This is a genomic window from Kitasatospora sp. NPDC043950 (assembly GCF_056435345.1).
The window spans coordinates 1-15898 of the sequence record NZ_JBWKER010000056.1 but is presented as its reverse complement, the minus strand read 5'-3'; the positions used below and the strand labels follow the sequence as shown (position 1 = coordinate 15898).

At 71.2% G+C, this 15898-nt stretch carries 15 protein-coding genes; 11 read left to right on the top strand and 4 right to left on the bottom strand.

The window, feature by feature from the left end; all coding sequences use genetic code 11:
- Nucleotides 1-13: 13 nt before the first annotated feature.
- Nucleotides 14-1261: a sensor histidine kinase gene (locus AC07BF_RS30345; RefSeq protein ID WP_478318650.1), complete on the top strand. Its 1248-nt coding sequence runs from the start codon at nt 14-16 to the stop codon at nt 1259-1261.
- A complete protein-coding gene (locus AC07BF_RS30340) occupies nt 1249-1899 on the top strand; it encodes a response regulator (protein ID WP_400808616.1) in 651 nt (216 codons plus the stop codon). The genes AC07BF_RS30345 and AC07BF_RS30340 overlap by 13 nt, the downstream gene beginning before the upstream one ends.
- 410 nt (nt 1900-2309) lie before the next feature.
- Here the strand turns inward: AC07BF_RS30340 and AC07BF_RS30335 are convergent, their stop codons facing one another.
- The gene (locus tag AC07BF_RS30335; protein ID WP_400987646.1) at nt 2310-4592 is read right to left on the bottom strand and encodes a S9 family peptidase; all 2283 of its coding nucleotides are present in this window, start codon (nt 4590-4592) and stop codon (nt 2310-2312) included.
- An 89-nt stretch (nt 4593-4681) separates the two neighbouring features.
- Between AC07BF_RS30335 and AC07BF_RS30330 the strand changes: the two genes are divergently transcribed.
- Nucleotides 4682-5350, top strand: coding sequence for a TetR/AcrR family transcriptional regulator (locus AC07BF_RS30330; RefSeq protein WP_363587922.1), 669 nt, complete (start codon nt 4682-4684; stop codon nt 5348-5350).
- Between the two features lie 462 nt (nt 5351-5812).
- On the opposite strand, the gene AC07BF_RS30325 is transcribed toward AC07BF_RS30330, so the two are convergent.
- On the bottom strand, nt 5813-6046 hold the full coding sequence (locus AC07BF_RS30325) for a hypothetical protein (protein WP_478318647.1): 234 nt from the start codon (nt 6044-6046) through the stop codon (nt 5813-5815).
- A 455-nt stretch (nt 6047-6501) separates the two neighbouring features.
- On the opposite strand from AC07BF_RS30325, the gene AC07BF_RS30320 reads away from it, so the two are divergent.
- Nucleotides 6502-7047 (top strand): NUDIX hydrolase, encoded by a 546-nt coding sequence (locus AC07BF_RS30320; protein WP_400808604.1) that lies wholly within the window; start codon nt 6502-6504, stop codon nt 7045-7047.
- 70 nt (nt 7048-7117) lie between these two features.
- Nucleotides 7118-7372 carry a hypothetical protein gene (locus AC07BF_RS30315; protein WP_400808602.1) on the top strand — a complete coding sequence of 85 codons (255 nt, stop codon included), beginning with the start codon at nt 7118-7120 and terminating at the stop codon, nt 7370-7372.
- A 247-nt stretch (nt 7373-7619) separates the two neighbouring features.
- On the opposite strand, the gene AC07BF_RS30310 is transcribed toward AC07BF_RS30315, so the two are convergent.
- The gene (locus AC07BF_RS30310; protein ID WP_478318645.1) at nt 7620-8036 is read right to left on the bottom strand and encodes an ML domain-containing protein; all 417 of its coding nucleotides are present in this window, start codon (nt 8034-8036) and stop codon (nt 7620-7622) included.
- A gap of 596 nt (nt 8037-8632) precedes the next feature.
- On the opposite strand from AC07BF_RS30310, the gene AC07BF_RS30305 reads away from it, so the two are divergent.
- The 3 genes from AC07BF_RS30305 to AC07BF_RS30295 all read left to right on the top strand — a co-directional run bounded on the left by AC07BF_RS30305 (nt 8633) and on the right by AC07BF_RS30295 (nt 11955).
- Nucleotides 8633-9265 carry an RNA polymerase sigma factor gene (locus tag AC07BF_RS30305; RefSeq protein WP_478318643.1) on the top strand — a complete coding sequence of 211 codons (633 nt, stop codon included), beginning with the start codon at nt 8633-8635 and terminating at the stop codon, nt 9263-9265.
- Nucleotides 9262-10089, top strand: a complete 828-nt coding sequence (locus AC07BF_RS30300) for a hypothetical protein (RefSeq protein ID WP_363587908.1) — start codon at nt 9262-9264, stop codon at nt 10087-10089. The genes AC07BF_RS30305 and AC07BF_RS30300 overlap by 4 nt, the downstream gene beginning before the upstream one ends.
- 387 nt (nt 10090-10476) lie before the next feature.
- Nucleotides 10477-11955: a purine-cytosine permease family protein gene (locus AC07BF_RS30295; protein WP_363587906.1), complete on the top strand. Its 1479-nt coding sequence runs from the start codon at nt 10477-10479 to the stop codon at nt 11953-11955.
- Between the two features lie 145 nt (nt 11956-12100).
- On the opposite strand, the gene AC07BF_RS30290 is transcribed toward AC07BF_RS30295, so the two are convergent.
- Nucleotides 12101-12691 (bottom strand): TetR/AcrR family transcriptional regulator, encoded by a 591-nt coding sequence (locus tag AC07BF_RS30290; protein ID WP_400987640.1) that lies wholly within the window; start codon nt 12689-12691, stop codon nt 12101-12103.
- Between the two features lie 181 nt (nt 12692-12872).
- Between AC07BF_RS30290 and AC07BF_RS30285 the strand changes: the two genes are divergently transcribed.
- The 3 genes from AC07BF_RS30285 to AC07BF_RS30275 all read left to right on the top strand — a co-directional run bounded on the left by AC07BF_RS30285 (nt 12873) and on the right by AC07BF_RS30275 (nt 15739).
- Nucleotides 12873-13604, top strand: a complete 732-nt coding sequence (locus tag AC07BF_RS30285) for an SDR family oxidoreductase (RefSeq protein WP_363587902.1) — start codon at nt 12873-12875, stop codon at nt 13602-13604.
- A 92-nt stretch (nt 13605-13696) separates the two neighbouring features.
- On the top strand, nt 13697-14623 hold the full coding sequence (locus AC07BF_RS30280) for a LysR family transcriptional regulator (protein WP_363587900.1): 927 nt from the start codon (nt 13697-13699) through the stop codon (nt 14621-14623).
- Nucleotides 14624-14827: 204 nt separating this feature from the next.
- Nucleotides 14828-15739 carry an MBL fold metallo-hydrolase gene (locus tag AC07BF_RS30275; RefSeq protein ID WP_400987638.1) on the top strand — a complete coding sequence of 304 codons (912 nt, stop codon included), beginning with the start codon at nt 14828-14830 and terminating at the stop codon, nt 15737-15739.
- Nucleotides 15740-15898 lie beyond the last annotated feature (159 nt).

Here is a 15898-nt window from a genome sequence, read left to right as displayed (position 1 = left end):
CTAGCGTCGTGCCATGACGATTCCAGCTCGACTGAGACGCACGGTCCTCCGGGCGCGGCGGGACACCTGCTTTCTTGCCGCTGGTGTGCTGCCGCACCTGGCGCTGGTGCCCGTGTGGGCCTGGGCGGCGGCGACTACCGCCAGGACGGGGAACTGGCTCCTTACGGTTTCCATGTCGGCCGCCCTGGTCCTGCTCGGAACCCCGGTGCTGACGGCCGTTCAGCGGGCTCGCTACCGGGTGCTCATCGGTGTGGACGTCCCCCGGCTCACCCCCACCGCGCCGGAACAATGGACGTGGGCCTCGACCGCCCGGTGGCTCGCGGCGACGCGGCCTTGGCGCAAGATCGGCTACCACCTCCTGCTGGGCCCGCTGCTCGCGCTGCTGGAGCTGCTGGTGCTCGCGGTGGCAGCGGCGTGCCTGGCGGGCGTCATCGCCTACGCCTGGTCATGGGCGCTGCCAACCGGAATCCGCCAGGACTGGTTCGGCTACCTGACCCAGCTGCCGGCCTACACAGCGGCTGGACTCCTCCTCCTGTGCGCCCTGCCCTGGACCGCGCGGGCAGTAGCCCGGGCCGAGGCGCGGCTGGCGTTGGGCCTGCTCGGGCCCAGCCGGGCGCAGCGGCTCCAGGAGCGGGTCGATCAGCTGGCCGTGAGCCGGACCGACTTGATCGAGGCCGTCGACGCGGAGCGCCGCCGGATCGAGCGCGACCTGCACGACGGCACCCAGCAGCGGTTGGTGTCTCTCGCGGTCAACCTGGGTCTGGCCCTTGCCACCCGCCCGGACCTGCCGAGTGATGACCGCGAGGTGATCGCGAGAGCGCACCTGGAGGCGAAGGAGGCGATCGCCGAACTCAATGATCTGGTGCGGGGGCTGCACCCGGCCGTGCTCGAAGACCGAGGTCTGGACGCGGCGTTGTCCGGGCTGGCTGCCCGCACGCCCCTGCCGGTGCGGCTGCGGGTCAATCTGGAGGAGCGGGTGGCGCCCAGCGTGGAGTCGGTCGCGTACTTCGTGATCTCTGAGGCGCTGACCAATGCGACGAAGCACGCCAACGCGATGCACGCGGAGGTGATAGTCCGTCAGGTCGGCGAGGTGCTGCGAGTGCGCGTTACCGACGACGGGCTGGGCGGTGCCGACGCCGCCGCCGGCACGGGGCTGACCGGGCTGGCCAAGCGGGTCGGCTCCCTCGACGGGGCCTTCCACGTCAGCAGCCCCGTTGGCGGGCCCACCACCGTCACCGCGGAGCTGCCGTGCGCGCGGTGATCGCCGAGGATTCGGTGTTGTTGCGGGTCGGCCTGATCAAGGTGCTGGAGATGGGCGGGTTCCAGGTCGCCGCCGAAGCCGGCGATGCGGAGGGGCTGTTGGCGGCGGTGGCGGAGCACCGGCCCGAACTCGCCTTGATCGATGTCCGGATGCCGCCCGGCTTCACCGACGAGGGGGTGCGGGCGGCGATGGAGATCCGTCGGCGCTGGCCGGGGACGGCGGTGGTGCTGCTTTCGCAGTACGTGGAGGAGCGGTACGCGGCTGACCTGCTGTCTGCGAACACCAGCGGTGTGGGCTACCTGCTCAAGCAGCGGGTTGCCGATGTCGCCGACTTCGTGGCGGCGGTCCGGCGAGTGGCGGACGGGGGCACGGCCCTGGACCCGCAGGTCGTCGCCCAGTTGCTGCTGCGGCGCGACAGCGACCCGCTCGCGCGGCTGACCCCCCGCGAACGGGAGGTGCTCGGCCTGATGGCCGAGGGGCGCTCCAATGCCGGCATCGCGCAGGCGCTGGTGGTCAGCGAGAGCGCCGTGGCGAAGCACATCAACAACATCTTCGCCAAGCTCGACCTGCCCGTGGTCGACGCGGACCACCGCCGCGTCCTGGCCGTGCTGCGGTTCCTCGGAACGTCCCGGGCCTGACCGTCCCATCCGTGATCACGATCTACGGCTGGAGTACTAACCCCAGAAGAACGAATCTCACTGTCCAATTTGCTGCCACAGCCGGAAGGGCTGGACCCCACGGGTCCAGCCCTTCCGCATATCCAGGGTGAGGCCCCGGCCGCGACTTGTCAGGGAGGCGACCTGGGCCCGCAATCACACCCTACCGACGCCACCACCCCCCATGGACACTCCAGCCGGGCCCAACAGGTCACCCGATCAGTGGCTCCCAATCTCGCCGGAACGGCTCCCGAATTCGCCGAAGAACACCCACCGGGGTCGAGTACATCACCGCCACGAATGGCCTACACCTGGCTCCCGTTCACACCGGAGCAGTGGCTCCCATATGACCCGACAAAATCAAGGTGGGCATGGGGAAGGTCCTTTCCACGTCAGCTGAAGAGGACTTCGAGCCGTTCCAGGGAGAGCGGGACGTCCGCCAGTCGGTAGCCGGCCGGCGGTTCGCGGTGCATGAGGTGGCGCACCAGGTAGTCCCAGCGGCGGCGGGCGACGTAGCCGTTGCGGCCGAGGAAGCTGTGCTCGACGCCGGGGACTATCAGCAGGTCGAAGTCCTTGTTCGCGTCGATCAGCGCGTCGACCAGCCGCATCGTCAGATGCGGTGTCACGTTGTCGTCCATGTCGCCGTGGACGAGCAGTAGTTTGCCGACCAGGTTCCCGGCCAGCTCGGTGTTGGACAGCCGGGCCCCGGCGTCCGGGTCGAACGGTCCGTCGTAGGTCTCGGCCCACAGCGCGTGGTAGTGGCGGTTGTCGTGGTTGCCGGCCTCGGCCACGCCGACCTTGTAGAAGTCGGGGAACGCCAGGAGGGCGCGGGCGGTGGTGAACCCCCCGCCGGAGAGGCCGAAGACACCGACCCGGTCCAGGTCCAGCCACGGACGCGTTTCCGCGAGTTGGCGCAGCGCCGCGACATGGTCTTCGAGTGCGCCCGCGCTGCCCATGTTGCGGTGGGCGTGATCGTGGAAGGCCTTGTCCCGGCCGGGCGTTCCGCGGCCGTCGACGGCCAGCACCGCGAAGCCCAGCGCCGCCACCGCCTCGGCGTCGTAGCCGTAGGCGCCCGGGTCGAAGGAGGCCGCCACCCGGTGGGTCTGCGGGCCCGGGTAGGGGTGGTCGATCACCGGGTAGCGCTGCGCGGCGTCGAAGCCGTGGGGCTTGTAGAGGACGCCGTAGATCTCGGTGACGCCGTCGGCGGCCAGGGTCCTGACCCGCTCCGGCGGCGTCCAGCCGGCGGCCAGCAGCGGTGTGATGTCGGCCTGTTCCAGCTCGACCAGCACGGCTCCGCCCCGGTCACGCACGGTGATCCTCGGTGGGGTGTCGACGGTCGACGCGGAGTCGACGAACCAGCGGCCGTGTTCCGGCGCGGTGATCACGTGGTCCAGATCGTCGTCGGTGAGCTTGGCGGTCCCGCCGCCGTCCAGGCCGACCCGGAGCAGCGACCGTCGGTACGGGTCGGCCTGGACCAGTCCTGAGACGACGACGTACGCGGCCCGTTCCGCCTCGTCGACGTGCACGATCTCCTGCACCGCGAACGGCCCTCGGGTGAGCTGTTCGACCAGCGCCCCGTCCTCGTAGCGGTACAGGTGCCCCCAGCCGTCTCGCTGGGAGTACCACAGCGTCTCGCGGCCGCCGGCGAGCACGTGCACGATCGGCTTCTGGGCGACCTCCTGCGCGGCCTCCACCCGCGTGTCGCCGTGCTCCTCGACCAGGGTGCGCACCTCGCCGGTCGCCGGGTCGAGTGCGTGCAGCCGCAGCGTCCGGAGGTCACGGGGCTGATCCAGGTAGTAGACGGCCGCGCTGTCCTTGGCCCACCACGCCTTCTTCAGCGTGACAGGTGACAGGTAGGGCAGCAGGAACGGGTCGGTCCTGGCGGGTGTCGCGGTCCGGGACGCGATGTCGAAGACGATCCACTCGCCGCGGGCCATCGGCTCGCCGGGGACCGGGTAGTGGTAGCTGCGCAGGCGCGGCCGGCCGCCGTCCGGCGGGACGGCTTCGACCAGGTGCATCAGGGCGACATCGCTCTGGTCGGTGCGGTGGGTGAGGACGCGCGCCGAGTCCGGCGACCACAGCAGCGCCGGCGGCATGTCCGCAAGACCGAGCTTGCCGAGCAGGTGCGTGGGGACCGCCGCGTCGGGTTGGGCCGCGTAGCTGCGATCCGCGGTGCCGTCGGCGGTGAGCGCGAACTCCTCGCCCGTCTCGACCGAACGCACCCACAGGTCGTGGTCGCGGAGGAACGCCGCCCACTTCTTGTCCGGCGAGACGACTTCCAGCGGTGAGGGTTGGACGTGCTTCTCGTCCCGCGCGCACCGGTAGTCGGCCAGCCGGCAGGTCCAGCGCGCGTCGAACGCGTCGAACGCGACCGTCCCGTCCGCCAACTCGATCGCCCGGAACGGCAGCGCGTACGGCTGGACCGGCTGGCCGGCGGCGGACGCCAGCGCGGCGGCGAGCCGTTCGGGGTCGAACGCCGGCCCCCGGGTCCCGGCGGCGGGGTCGACCAGCACGAACTCGCCGCCCCGCTCGGTCTCGACCCGGTACCAGAACCTCTCGCCGCCGCCGATCCAGACGGGCTTCGCCTTGGCCCGCAGGGCGAGCCGGGACCGGTTGTGCAGCAGCATCCGCTCAGCTCGGTCGTAGGCAGTGGCGGGGAGTGCATGTGTGGACATCCGACCTCCTGGAATCAGTCTCGATCCAGGAACAGTACAGCGTACGGTACAGTAATGGAACTGCGGTCCCGAACGAATCAGGAACCCCGATGCCATCGCCCAGGCGCAAGACAACGCCCGCTCGCGCACCCCGCGGCACCCTCAGCCCCGAGGCCATCGTCCACGCGGCGATCGAACTGATCGACCGCGACGGACTGGACGCGGTGACCATCCGTCGGCTCGCCGACCAACTGGGCGTCCGCCCGATGTCGCTCTACACGCACTTCCGCGACAAGGACGCGATCCTCCTCGCCGTCACCGCGGAGCTGCTGAGCCGATTCCGGTGGCCCGACCCCGGCCTCGACGACGTCGAATGGCTCCGGCAGGTGATGCACGCCTACTTCGAACTGTTCATCACGCACCCTGTCCTCCTGCAGATCAACACCCCCTCCGACGGAGTCGGCGAGATCGAGGCCCGCATGTCCGAGCAGATCTACGCCCGCCTGGAGCGACTGCGGGTCGACCACCGGACGGCGATCGGCCTGCTGGCCACGCTGATCCGCTTCGTCCTCGGCTGCGCCACGCTCTACCCCGTCCGCCGGGCCTGGGACGAGGACCCGCAGCACTGGGAACGGGTCCGCCAACAGTGGGCCCGCCTCCCGGCCGAGGTGTACCCGGCGATGCACGCCACCACCGTCGACTTCCCGACCTTCACCCAACGGGACGTCTTCGAGTTCGGCCTCGACGCCATCCTCGCCTCGCTCCCACGATCGCCCTGACGGCCCTGCGCTCGCACAGCTACGGCGAAGTGACAAGTAGCTCTCTGTAGCGTGCGACACGAGGTCGCACCATGTAAGGAAGGCCGGCCACGTGAGGGAGGTGTCGATCGGCTGAACTTCGGGCCAGTGTCCAAGGCCCGTCCCCGTGCTCCCATGCGTCGCTGGTAACGGCGGGGTGTGAAGCGGAGCGTTCAAGCTCAAGGGTGCCCTGGCCATCGGGACGCTACAGGCGAGGGGAAGGCCGGACGGGCGAACGAAAGTGAACCCCTGATGATGCCCCGTCAAGCTGAAGTCGCGCGATGGCAGGAAAGCGGCGGCTGAAGGACCCGGTGCTGCAAGGCACCAGGCGACCTCCAGTTAGCTCAGGCTGGAGGGTGGACACCGTCGGTCCCGGGGTAGAGGGGGCGCCCACCCCGGCCGCGTCTTTCTGGTGCGGAACCGGTTGCCGGGCTCCTGGGGCGGTCACCGTACGGCGGCGTAGCGCATGTCGGTGAGGGCGGAGGCGGCGTGCAGCTCGCGCAGTGCGAAGTCGCGCACCGCCCGGCCGCCTGCTGTCCGGTCCCAGTGCTCCAGCACGCTGGTGCGCTCGGTGATCGCGGTGACATCGCCCCTGCGCAGGCGGGAGAGTGGCCGGGCGGGTGGCAGCATGGCGGCCAGTGCGACCGCGAGAACGTCTCGGCGGTTCGAGGAACTCACCTCATCGTGGTGATCGTGGTGGTGGACTTGCTTGGCGACCCAGGCCCAGCTCGGCCGCTGTCCCCGCTCCCAGGACCAGGCAGAGGGCTTGCCGGTAGTGCTCGTGCGGCCAGGTGATGAGGCCACGTTCTATGCGCGAGACGTAGCCGGCGTCAAACGACGATTCCCGCTCGGTCGCCTCTTCGACCAGCCCTCGCACCCGCTCGGCGACCTGGCGCTGTGTCAGATTCCGGGAGAGCCGCGCGCGCCTGAACAGCGCGTTCACCATGACGCTCCACCCCCAACTCTCGGTTCAGGGAGACGATTCAGCGTATCGGCCAAGCCATGGACTGCCCACTGAAATGCCCTCGCACTGTCACCCGATCCGGTGGTCTCCTGGACATGCCCCACCCGCCGTCAGGAACCGGCGGCGGAAAGGGCAACCCGCACCCGGCCAGAGTCGTACAGTCCTGGCCATGACGACCGACATCACCACCGCGTCGTGGCGCGAGATCGAACGCACCACCGTCTTCAGCAAGTTCGGCCGATCCGTCGACCGTGTCGACTTCGAACTGCCCGACGGCAGGAAAGAGGAGTTCTACCTCAAGAGCGAGCGCCCGGCCGGCGCGGTGCTCGCCCTCACCCCCGACCAGCGCGTCATCCTCGCCCGCCAGTACCGGCCCGGCCCCGGCCGCGTGCTGTTCGAACTGCCCGGCGGCTTCATCGAACCCGGGGAGCAAGCGGCCGACGCCGTCGCCCGGGAACTGCTGGAGGAGACCGGCTACCAGGGCGAGGTCCAGGTGGTCGGGCCGTACTGGCACGACGCCTACTCCGACACCCGCCGCTTCGTCTTCGTCGCCACCGGCTGCACCAAGGTCGCCGAACCGACCCCAGAACGCACCGAGTTCATCGACGTCGCCACCCTCGCCTTGGCCCAGTTCCGCACCCGCGTGCTCCGCACGGGCGAGATGACCGACACCGCCGCGGCCTACCTCGCCCTGGACCACCTCCGGCTCCTGTAACCCGGGGGACACGGCGGGGCGGGCAGGTCGGCGACCTCGCGCTCACCCGCCCACCCCCGGGAGGACACCCGTGACCGAACGGAGCACCACCGACACCACCGCCCCGTACTACAGCAGCACGCTCGTCTCGCTGCCCGCCCACGCCGTCGCCCTGGTCCTGAAGGTGGCCCGGGACCTGCTGCCCCACCTCGAGCACTCCATCACCTCGATCGCCAAGATGCTCGGCGTCAGCCCCGGCACCCTCTACAACCACATCCTCGACCTGCGCGAACTGCGCGCCGGCCGCACCGGCATCCCTGCCCAGCTCGAAGCGAGCACCCGGTGATCCCCGGCGAGCACCGACGAGCACCGGCTCAAGGGCGGCGCGCCGCTGCTCGGCGCCGAGGCCCACGGCGAGCCCGGCCCGTTCGGCACCTGGACCGACGAGCGCGACCAGGAGCACGACGACGGGTCGGCCGACCGGTCCGAAGACGAGCTGCGGTGCTGGCGGCGGTGCGACCTTGGCGCGTGGCCGCCCGCCACACGGGGCGTGTGGCGGGCGGTGTTCGGGACCGGTTCGGCGGGCGTACGGGCTACCGGCGGCGGAAGTCGATGCGCAGGTTGAGGTCCATGAAGTCCTTCTCCTCCCCGCCCCCGGTGTACGACTGGAGGTAGATCCGGACGTCCCCCATCGGGACCTCCCGGGGAAGCGTGAAGGTCCAGGTCTGCTTCCACTTCCCGGCGGGCGGCCGGGTGGCCCCCTCCAACTCCGCCCCCAGCATCTTCAGCACCTCGGGCAGCGTGGCCGTGTTCCGCAGCAGCGTCACGAGCCCCAGCTTCACCTGGACCTGGCACTGCACCTGGGTCAGATCGACCTGCTCCTTGAGTCGGCCGGCCATCTCCCACCGCAGTTCCTTCCCCGGTTCGGGAGAGGAGGGCGTCAGGGTGATGTCCTGGATTTCGAGGACGTAGGAGTCGTCACTGCGGTCTTCGATCAGATCGGTAAGCATGGACCAAGCGTACTCATGCAACTACTCTCCGCGTCCAACATTCGATGATCAGACACAGTCGGAGGCCCCGGCCAGGACCGAAGCGCCGGGCGTCAAAAGTTCTGACAGCAACCCGGACTTTCCGTTCCCACCGGGGCCCCTTCACCACCAGGCCGCCTCGCTCGAACCGATGCTCACACTGCTGCGGATCGGATCCGGACGCTCGGGAAGATGCTTGCCGAGGCCGAGCATCGCGGACACCGGCGCATGATCCGGCTGCCGACCCGCCCGGCGCGCGGGGTGATCACCTTCGCCGGGGCGACCTATCGGATTGACATGCGGTTCTGCTCGGGGCGGTGCCGGTCCCGGGCGTATCGTCTGCGCGCCGCTCGCCGGGCGAGGCTCGCAGCGTGACGTGAAGCCGTTGCGCTACCGACGGTATGACGCCTCTACGTCACGCTATTGGCCCCGAAAGGCGATTACGGAGAGTTGCGATCGTCACTCCGGGCTACTTGTCACTTCGCCGTAGCTGTGCGAGCTCGGAGCCGTGACGCAGGTCATAGGAACCCGGGCGGGCGGGGCACCAGATAGGGGGCGTGGACTCTTCAGATCGAGAAGTGCGCGCGAGGGTGCGGGCCGGTGACCGGGACGCGTTCGGCCGGCTCTTCGACACGTATGCGCGCGCGGTGTACAACCACGTGTTCCGGCTCACCGGGGACTGGTCGACGGCGGAGGACGTGATGTCGTTGACGTTCCTGGAGGCCTGGCGCCGGCACGACCGGGTCGAGGCGGAGGGCGGGTCGCTGCGGCCCTGGCTGCTGGGCATCGCCACCAAGCTGGTCAGCAACCAGCGTCGGGCCGCCCGGCGGCACTGGCAAGTACTGGCGCAGCTCCCGCCGGCCCGCGAGGACGTTCCCGACTTCGCGCAGGAGGTGGCCGGGCGGATCGACGACGCGGCGCGGATCGCGGTCCTGCAGCAGTCGCTGGCGCGGTTGCGCCGCCCGGACCGTGAGGTGCTGGCCCTGTGCGTGTGGGCGGGCCTGGACTACCAGGAGGCCGCCGAGGCCCTGGGCGTACCGGTGGGCACCGTACGCTCACGCCTGTCCCGGGCCCGGACCCGGCTGCACCGTCTCGCAGAGACGGCCCAGCGCCGGGCGCAGCGGAAAAAAGTGGAACCCGGCCGTGGCCGGAACCAGATCCAGGGTGGGTCCGCGAGTGCGGCCCCGTCCCCGAAGGAGGTACACCAGTGAACGCCGGACAGCGGCCGGAGCCGGTCGAGCGCGCGGAACTGCTCGGGCAGGTGCCCGTGCCGGCCGAGCGCGACCTCCCCGCAGGACGCCACGCCCTACACCGGGAGCGCCTGATGCGCCAGATCGACCTCGACACCTCCACCCCCACCACGGCCCCCACCCCGGCCCCGGCCCCCGCCAGGCCGCGCTTTCGGCGGCGGCTGACCGTCACCCTCGCCGGTGCGCTCGTCGTGGGTACGGCCGTGGCCGTGGCCGTGGCGCAGTCCTCGCGGGGCGGCGTCAGCGGGCCGCTGAGCTCTGCGGAACTGGCCAGCTGGACCGGCGTCCCGACACCGCTGGCCGCTTCGACCGGCCCGGGCGCCACCGCCGAGAAGTGGTGCCTGGACCGGATGGCCGGCGGCCCGGGCGCCGGGGCACCCGTCAAGATCACCAACGCGGACCTGCGGGGCAAGGTCGCCTCCATGGTCGTCAACCGCGGCGGCAAGACCATGCTCTGCTACGTCGCCTCGGAGACCAGCGGCCTGTGGGAGGCGATCGACCCGGTGAAGAACGTGGCGGCCGATGCGGTCACGTACGACACGGGCGGCTCCCACGGTGACGGGGACGCCATGTTCAACTACGCGCAGGGCTCCGTGGGGGCCGGTGTGAAGGCGATCACCATGCAGGTCGCCGGACGCACCTTCCAGGTCACCGTGGCGGACGGCCGCTGGACCGCCTGGTGGCCCGGGACCATGTCACACCGCGCCGTCCCCGACACGGTCACCGTCACCCTCGCCGACGGCACCACCCGCGTCGTCAGCGGCAGTTCGCTGTTCGCCAGGTGAGACCCCCGGGTGCGCGCTGAGCGCCTGGATCAGGCGGCGCCTGGTCGGGCCTGCGCGCTCCCGGGCCGGCGGCGCATCCCGGCCGCGATCTCCTCCTCGGCGGCGCCGCGAGCGCGTCGGGCCTGGCCGTGGGCCGGGCCCGCCGTTCGCGGCGTTCGAGGCGTTCGCGGCATTTCCGGTGTTCAAGGCGGTCAAGGCGTTCACGGCGTCTGCGGCGTTTGCGGAGGGGGCGCGGGCGGGGGTGGCGCCCTCCCCTCCGATACCGGGCCGACCTGGAACCGAAGCGGACAAAGTAGGATGGCTCAACTCCCGCGCTACGCGCGAAGAGTTCCATAAATGCCCCATTTGTTCGATTTATCTCCGCTTCACACGCACGGAGCCACCCTCATGGACAACCCGTCGAACGCCGAGACCGGCGGCGCGATAGAAACCCGCGGCATCGAACCCGTCCCCGACCACGAGCGCGGGGGCAGAGTCCGCGAGCTCTTCCCGACCTGGGTCGCCGCGAACATCAGCGTTCTGCTGCTCACCATGGGCGCCGCCCTGGTGGTGTTCAACCAGTTGAACTTCTGGCAGGTCCTGATCGTCGCGGCGAGCGCCGCGCTCATCTCGTTCGGCCTGGTCGGCGTGCTGTCGGTCTCCGGCAAGTGGGGCGGGGCGCCGGGCGCGACCCTCTCGCGGGCCACCTTCGGGGTGCGCGGCAACCTCTTCCCCGGCGCCGTGCTCTGGATCGCCCGGTTCGGCTGGGAGACGATCAACGCCGTCACCGGCGCCTACGCCGTGCTGACCGTCCTCGACCTGCTCTTCGGCGTCAAGACCAACACCGCGCTGATCGTCATCACGCTCTTCGCCTTCGTCGCCTGCACCTTCCTGGTCTCCGGCATGGGACGTAAGGCGCTGAACGTCTGCAACACCTGGTCGACGTACCTCTTCGGTGTCTTCAGCGTGCTGGTACTGGGCTACCTGGTCGCCACCATGCACTGGAGCGAGGTCTTCGCCAAGCCCGCGGGCACCACCGCGATGATGATCGCCGGCATCGGGACCATCGCCGCCGGCGGCATCAGCTGGGTCCCCACCGGCCCGGACTTCGCCCGCTACCTCCCGCACGCCGCCTCCGGCAGGAAGATCGTCGGCGTGACGGTCTCCGGCGCCGGCCTGGTGATGGTGCCCATGGTGCTCATGGGCGCCGTGATGGCGGTGGCCTCGCCCGGCCTGGCCCAGGCCGCCGACCCGGTCTCCTTCCTCGGCGACCTGCTGCCGACCTGGCTGGCCGTGCCCTACCTGCTGACCGCGATCGTGGGCATGCTGCTGATCAACAGCCTCTCCATGTACTCGGCCGGCTTCACCGCACAGACCATGGGCGTCAAGCTGCCGCGCGCCACGGCCGTCAGCATCAACGCCGTGATCTCACTGGTCGGCGGCCTGCTGCTGATGCTGGTCGCCAAGAGCTTCCTGGGCTCCTTCATCACCTTCCTCATCCTGCTCGCCGTCTCCTTCTCGGCCTGGATCGGCGTCTACGCGGTGGACATGTTCCGGCGCCGCTCACGCGCGGTGCGCTACGACGCCGCCGGGCTCATGGACACCAGCAGGAACAGCCGCTACTGGTACACGGGCGGCTTCTGCTGGCAGGCCATGGTGTCCTGGGTGCTCGCCCTGCTGCTGGGGCTCGCCTTCACCAAGTGCGACTGGTTCGCCGGCCCGCTCTCCGACACCCCGGTCGGCAGGTACGGGCTCGCCTGGGCAGCGACCATCGTGATCTCCGCCGCGATCATGGCAGCACTCCCCGCCCCCCGGGAGAACACCCCCGCCGCCACCGGACAGCCCGCCGACCGCCAGGCGGAGCAGCCCGAACGGGCCGCTGCCTGACCCCGAGGCGCGGCCCACCACCCACCCCGACCCACCCCGACACACCCCGACCGCCCGGTCGCCGCCTCACCCGAGCCGGCGACCGGGCGGTCCCGTTCCGCCGCCACACCCGGGCACCGGCCGAGGTGACGTCCGGGTCCTGTCGTCAGTTACCGGGCGGCTGAGTCGGCGCGGATTTCAGCCCGTCCAGGGTGAGGTCGAGGAGGCGTTCGGCCTGCTCGCGCTGCTCGGGCTTGGCCGAGGTGAGGGCGATTCCGGCGAGGGCGGCGAACATGTCGGTCGCACGGATGTCGGAGCGGATCGTGCCGGCGGCGGCACCGGCCTCCATCAGGGAGTTGAGGGCGCCCTGAATCATCTCGTGGCTGTCGGCGTAGGGGTTGCTGCCCGAGGCGACGACGGCTCGCAGGGCGTCGGCCATGCCGTATTTGGCGGTGGCGTAGTCGATGAAGCGGCGAGTCCACACCCGCAGGGCCTCGGCGGGCGGCATCGTCGCCAGGAGGTCGGAGGCGGCCTCGCACAGCCGGGCCACTTCGTTGCGGTACGCCGCCTCGATCAGCGCCTCTCGGGTCGGGAAGTTGCGGTAGAGCGTGCCCGTTCCCACGCCCGCTTCCCTGGCGATGCGCTCGAAGTGGGCGTCGAGCCCCTCCTCGCTGAACACGCGCACCGCGGCGGCCAGGATCTTGTCCCGGTTCCGCTGCGCGTCGGCCCTCAGCGGGCGCCATGCCTCTCGGGTCATCGGCGGCTCGTTCCCTTCTCCGTTGCTAAGTGGAGGCTCCGCCACTTAACCTGGGCGAAGTGGCGGAGCCTCCACTTTCACTCTAGGGCATGGTCCGACCTGCCCGGACGCCCCCTCTGCTCCGCACTCCACACTCCACACACCGCAATCCGCAATCCGCACTCTGGAAGGACAGGCGAGCATGCCGGGAATCGAAGGCAAGGTCGTGGCGATCACGGGCGCCAGCAGCGGCATCGGCGAGGCGACCGCGCTTCTGCTGGCCGAGCGAGGCGCGAAGGTCGTCCTCGGGGCACGCCGTCCGGAGCGTCTCGCGGCCCTGGCCGCCCGCATCGAACAGGCCGGTGGCGAGGCTGCCTGGATCCGCACGGACGTGACGCGGCGCGAGGACCTCCCCGGCCTCGTCAAGCTGGCATGCGAGCGCTACGGCAAGCTCGACGTCCTCGTCAGCAACGCCGGGATCGGCCTGATCTCCCCCCTCGACGACCTGCGCGTCGAGGACTGGGAGCAGATGATCGACGTCAACCTCAAAGGGGTCCTGTACGGAATCGCCGCGGCCCTTCCCCTCTTCCGGGAGCAGGGATTCGGGCACTTCGTCAACACCGTGTCCACCGCCGGACTGCGCATCGTCCCGCTCCAGTCGGTGTACGCCGCCACCAAGAACGCCGTGCGCACCGTCTCCGAGGGCCTGCGCCAGGAGGCGGGCGCCAACCTGCGCGTGACCGTCGTCTCACCCGGCGCTGTCCGCACCGACTTCGCGGAGCACATGGACCCGGCTGCGAAGGCCCAGATCGACAAGCTGATGGAGATCGCCCTCCCGCCGGCCGCAGTGGCCCGCGCCATCGCCTTCGCCATCGAGCAGCCGGACGGTGTCGACGTCGGCGACATCGTCGTTCGCCCCACCGCCCAGGGATAGGCCCCCCGGGACCGGGTGGGGTGAGCGGTCGGACCGGGGCGCTGGTGCTTGCCGTAGCCTGGCGGTGCCCTGCTCCCGGTTCGGTCGAGGTCATGGAATTTCGTCAGTTGCGGTACTTCGTGGCGGTGGCGGAGGAGTTGCACTTCGGTCGCGCAGCCGAGCGGTTGATGATCGTGCAGTCGGCCGTCAGCCAGCAGATCGGCCGGCTGGAGCGCGAGCTGGGCGTCGAGTTGTTCGACCGCTCGGGGCGCCGCGTGCGGCTGAGTGCCGCGGGGGCGGCGTTCCTGCCCGGCGCCCGTGAGGTGTTGGCGGCCGGACAGCGGGCCCTGGACCTGGTCGGCGGCTTCGTCGCCGAGCGGGAGAGCGTGCTGCGCGTCGGGACGAGCCGGGGAATGGGCGTGCGGTTGGAACGGGTGCTGGAGGCGCTGGAGCGAATCGCGCCCGGCACCCGGGTGGAGTTGGCCTCGGCGGCGCCGGAGGAACGCCTGCGGCGGGTCGCCGACCGGGAGTGGGACGCGGCCTTCGTACGCGGGGAGGTGGCGGCGCCGCAGGGCGTGCGGCTGATCCCGGTGTGGCGGGAGGAACTCGTGGTCGCCCTGCCGGCCCGCCACCCGCTGGCCGGGGCGGACGCGGTCGACCTCGCCCGGCTCTCGGAGCTACCGCTTCACCTGACGGAACGCCGGAGCAACCCGCCGCTGGTCGATCTGGTCACGGCTGCCTGCCGGGACGCCGGGTTCGAGCCCGCGCCCGGACCACCGCACAGCTCGCTCCAGGACACCCTTGCGGCGCTGGGCGCGGGTGTCGCCGGCTGGACGGTGGTGTACGCGGCGCACGCCCACCAACTGCGCGCCGGCCAGGTGGCCTTCCTGCCGGTGCGCTCCCCGGCCGGGGCGCGGAGCGCAGAGGCGGCGCTCTCCCTGCCCACCGTGTTGGCGGTGCACCGAGCCGCCGCCCCCGAGCGCGTGCGCTTCCTGCTGGAGGCCTGTCGGGAGGCGGCGCGCGACGATCGCGATTCGTGATCGTCGCGAACTCGAAGTGCTGCTGGATCGCGAGCTCCAACCGGAGTGAACTGGACACCTGCGGTCACCGCCGCCGACGCGGCCGGTACCGCCGACCACGGTTGCCCACTCGATCCGCGGGCCGTGCCCTGCCCGGCACACCCGCCACCGGGCCGGCGCCGCACCCGGTCCTCCCGGACCGCCAACAGTTCTTAAGGAGCGACCATGACGGACACCACGACGGAACAGGGCACGGACCGGACGCCGTTGGCCGAGCGACTGCGGCGACCGGCGCTGACACGATCACTGCGACTCGGCGACACGAAAGTGACCTACGTGCCGGACGGGGCGGTGGAACTCAGCGCGCGCGGCTGGTTCCCCCGCAGCACGGACGAGGACTGGGCCGCCCACCCCGAGTACCTCGACGACTCCGGCAACCTGGCGGCGGGCATCGGCGCGCTGCTGGTGGAGCACGGCGACCGTGCGCTGCTGATCGACACGGGCTTCGGCCCGCAGTCGATTCCGGCTCAGCCGGGCAATCCGCGCGGGGCCATCCACGGCGGTGCGCTGCTCGACAACCTGGCCGCACTGGGCCGTCCGCCGGCCACGATCGAGGCCGTCGCCATCACCCACCTGCACCTCGACCACATCGGCTGGGCCTGGAACCCCGCCCCGGACCGCGACCTGCCCGCGTTCGCCGGCCGCGACCTCCTGGTCGCCGCACCCGAATGGGCACACCGCCACCTCCTGGCGGCGCGCGGCATCACCGACGAGATTCTCCAGGCCATGGCACCACAGGTGCGCACCGTCCTCGACGGCGACGAGATCTTCCCCGGCGTGCACGTGCTGCTCACCCCCGGTCACACCGCCGGGCACGCGTCCTACGTCATCACCGGGGGCGGCGAGCGGCTGATCGCCTTCGGCGACGCCATGCACTCGCCGGTCCAGGTGGACCACCCCGAATGGTCGGCCGCCGCCGACCTCGACCCCGACCGGGCCGCGCGGGAACGCCGTCGCCTGGTCGCCGAGTTGGCCCGACCGGGCACGATCGGCTTCGGCGTCCATTTCGCGGACGTGGTGTTCGGCCGGGTCCACCTCGACGGGGACGGCCCCGCCTGGCGAGCCGTCGCCGACTGACCGCCCCCGACGGCCCCCGGCTTCGCAGGGTCGGTGTGGAGCCGGCGCTCCGGTCCCGCGAGTCGGGGGGGGGGGGGGGGGGGGGGGGGGGGGGGGGGGGGGGGGGGGGGGGGGGGGGGGGGGGGGGGGGGGGGGGGGGGGGGGAGGGGGGGGGGGGGG

What these genes read in the sequence shown, in the direction of transcription:
- AC07BF_RS30345 (WP_478318650.1), top strand. Translation starts at nt 14, where the DNA reads ATGACGATTCCAGCTCGACTGAGACGCACGGTCCTCCGGGCGCGGCGG.
- AC07BF_RS30335 (WP_400987646.1), bottom strand. Translation starts at nt 4,592, where the DNA reads ATGTCCACACATGCACTCCCCGCCACTGCCTACGACCGAGCTGAGCGG.
- AC07BF_RS30330 (WP_363587922.1), top strand. Translation starts at nt 4,682, where the DNA reads ATGCCATCGCCCAGGCGCAAGACAACGCCCGCTCGCGCACCCCGCGGC.
- AC07BF_RS30320 (WP_400808604.1), top strand. Translation starts at nt 6,502, where the DNA reads ATGACGACCGACATCACCACCGCGTCGTGGCGCGAGATCGAACGCACC.
- AC07BF_RS30310 (WP_478318645.1), bottom strand. Translation starts at nt 8,036, where the DNA reads ATGCTTACCGATCTGATCGAAGACCGCAGTGACGACTCCTACGTCCTC.
- AC07BF_RS30295 (WP_363587906.1), top strand. Translation starts at nt 10,477, where the DNA reads ATGGACAACCCGTCGAACGCCGAGACCGGCGGCGCGATAGAAACCCGC.
- AC07BF_RS30290 (WP_400987640.1), bottom strand. Translation starts at nt 12,691, where the DNA reads ATGACCCGAGAGGCATGGCGCCCGCTGAGGGCCGACGCGCAGCGGAAC.
- AC07BF_RS30285 (WP_363587902.1), top strand. Translation starts at nt 12,873, where the DNA reads ATGCCGGGAATCGAAGGCAAGGTCGTGGCGATCACGGGCGCCAGCAGC.
- AC07BF_RS30280 (WP_363587900.1), top strand. Translation starts at nt 13,697, where the DNA reads ATGGAATTTCGTCAGTTGCGGTACTTCGTGGCGGTGGCGGAGGAGTTG.
- AC07BF_RS30275 (WP_400987638.1), top strand. Translation starts at nt 14,828, where the DNA reads ATGACGGACACCACGACGGAACAGGGCACGGACCGGACGCCGTTGGCC.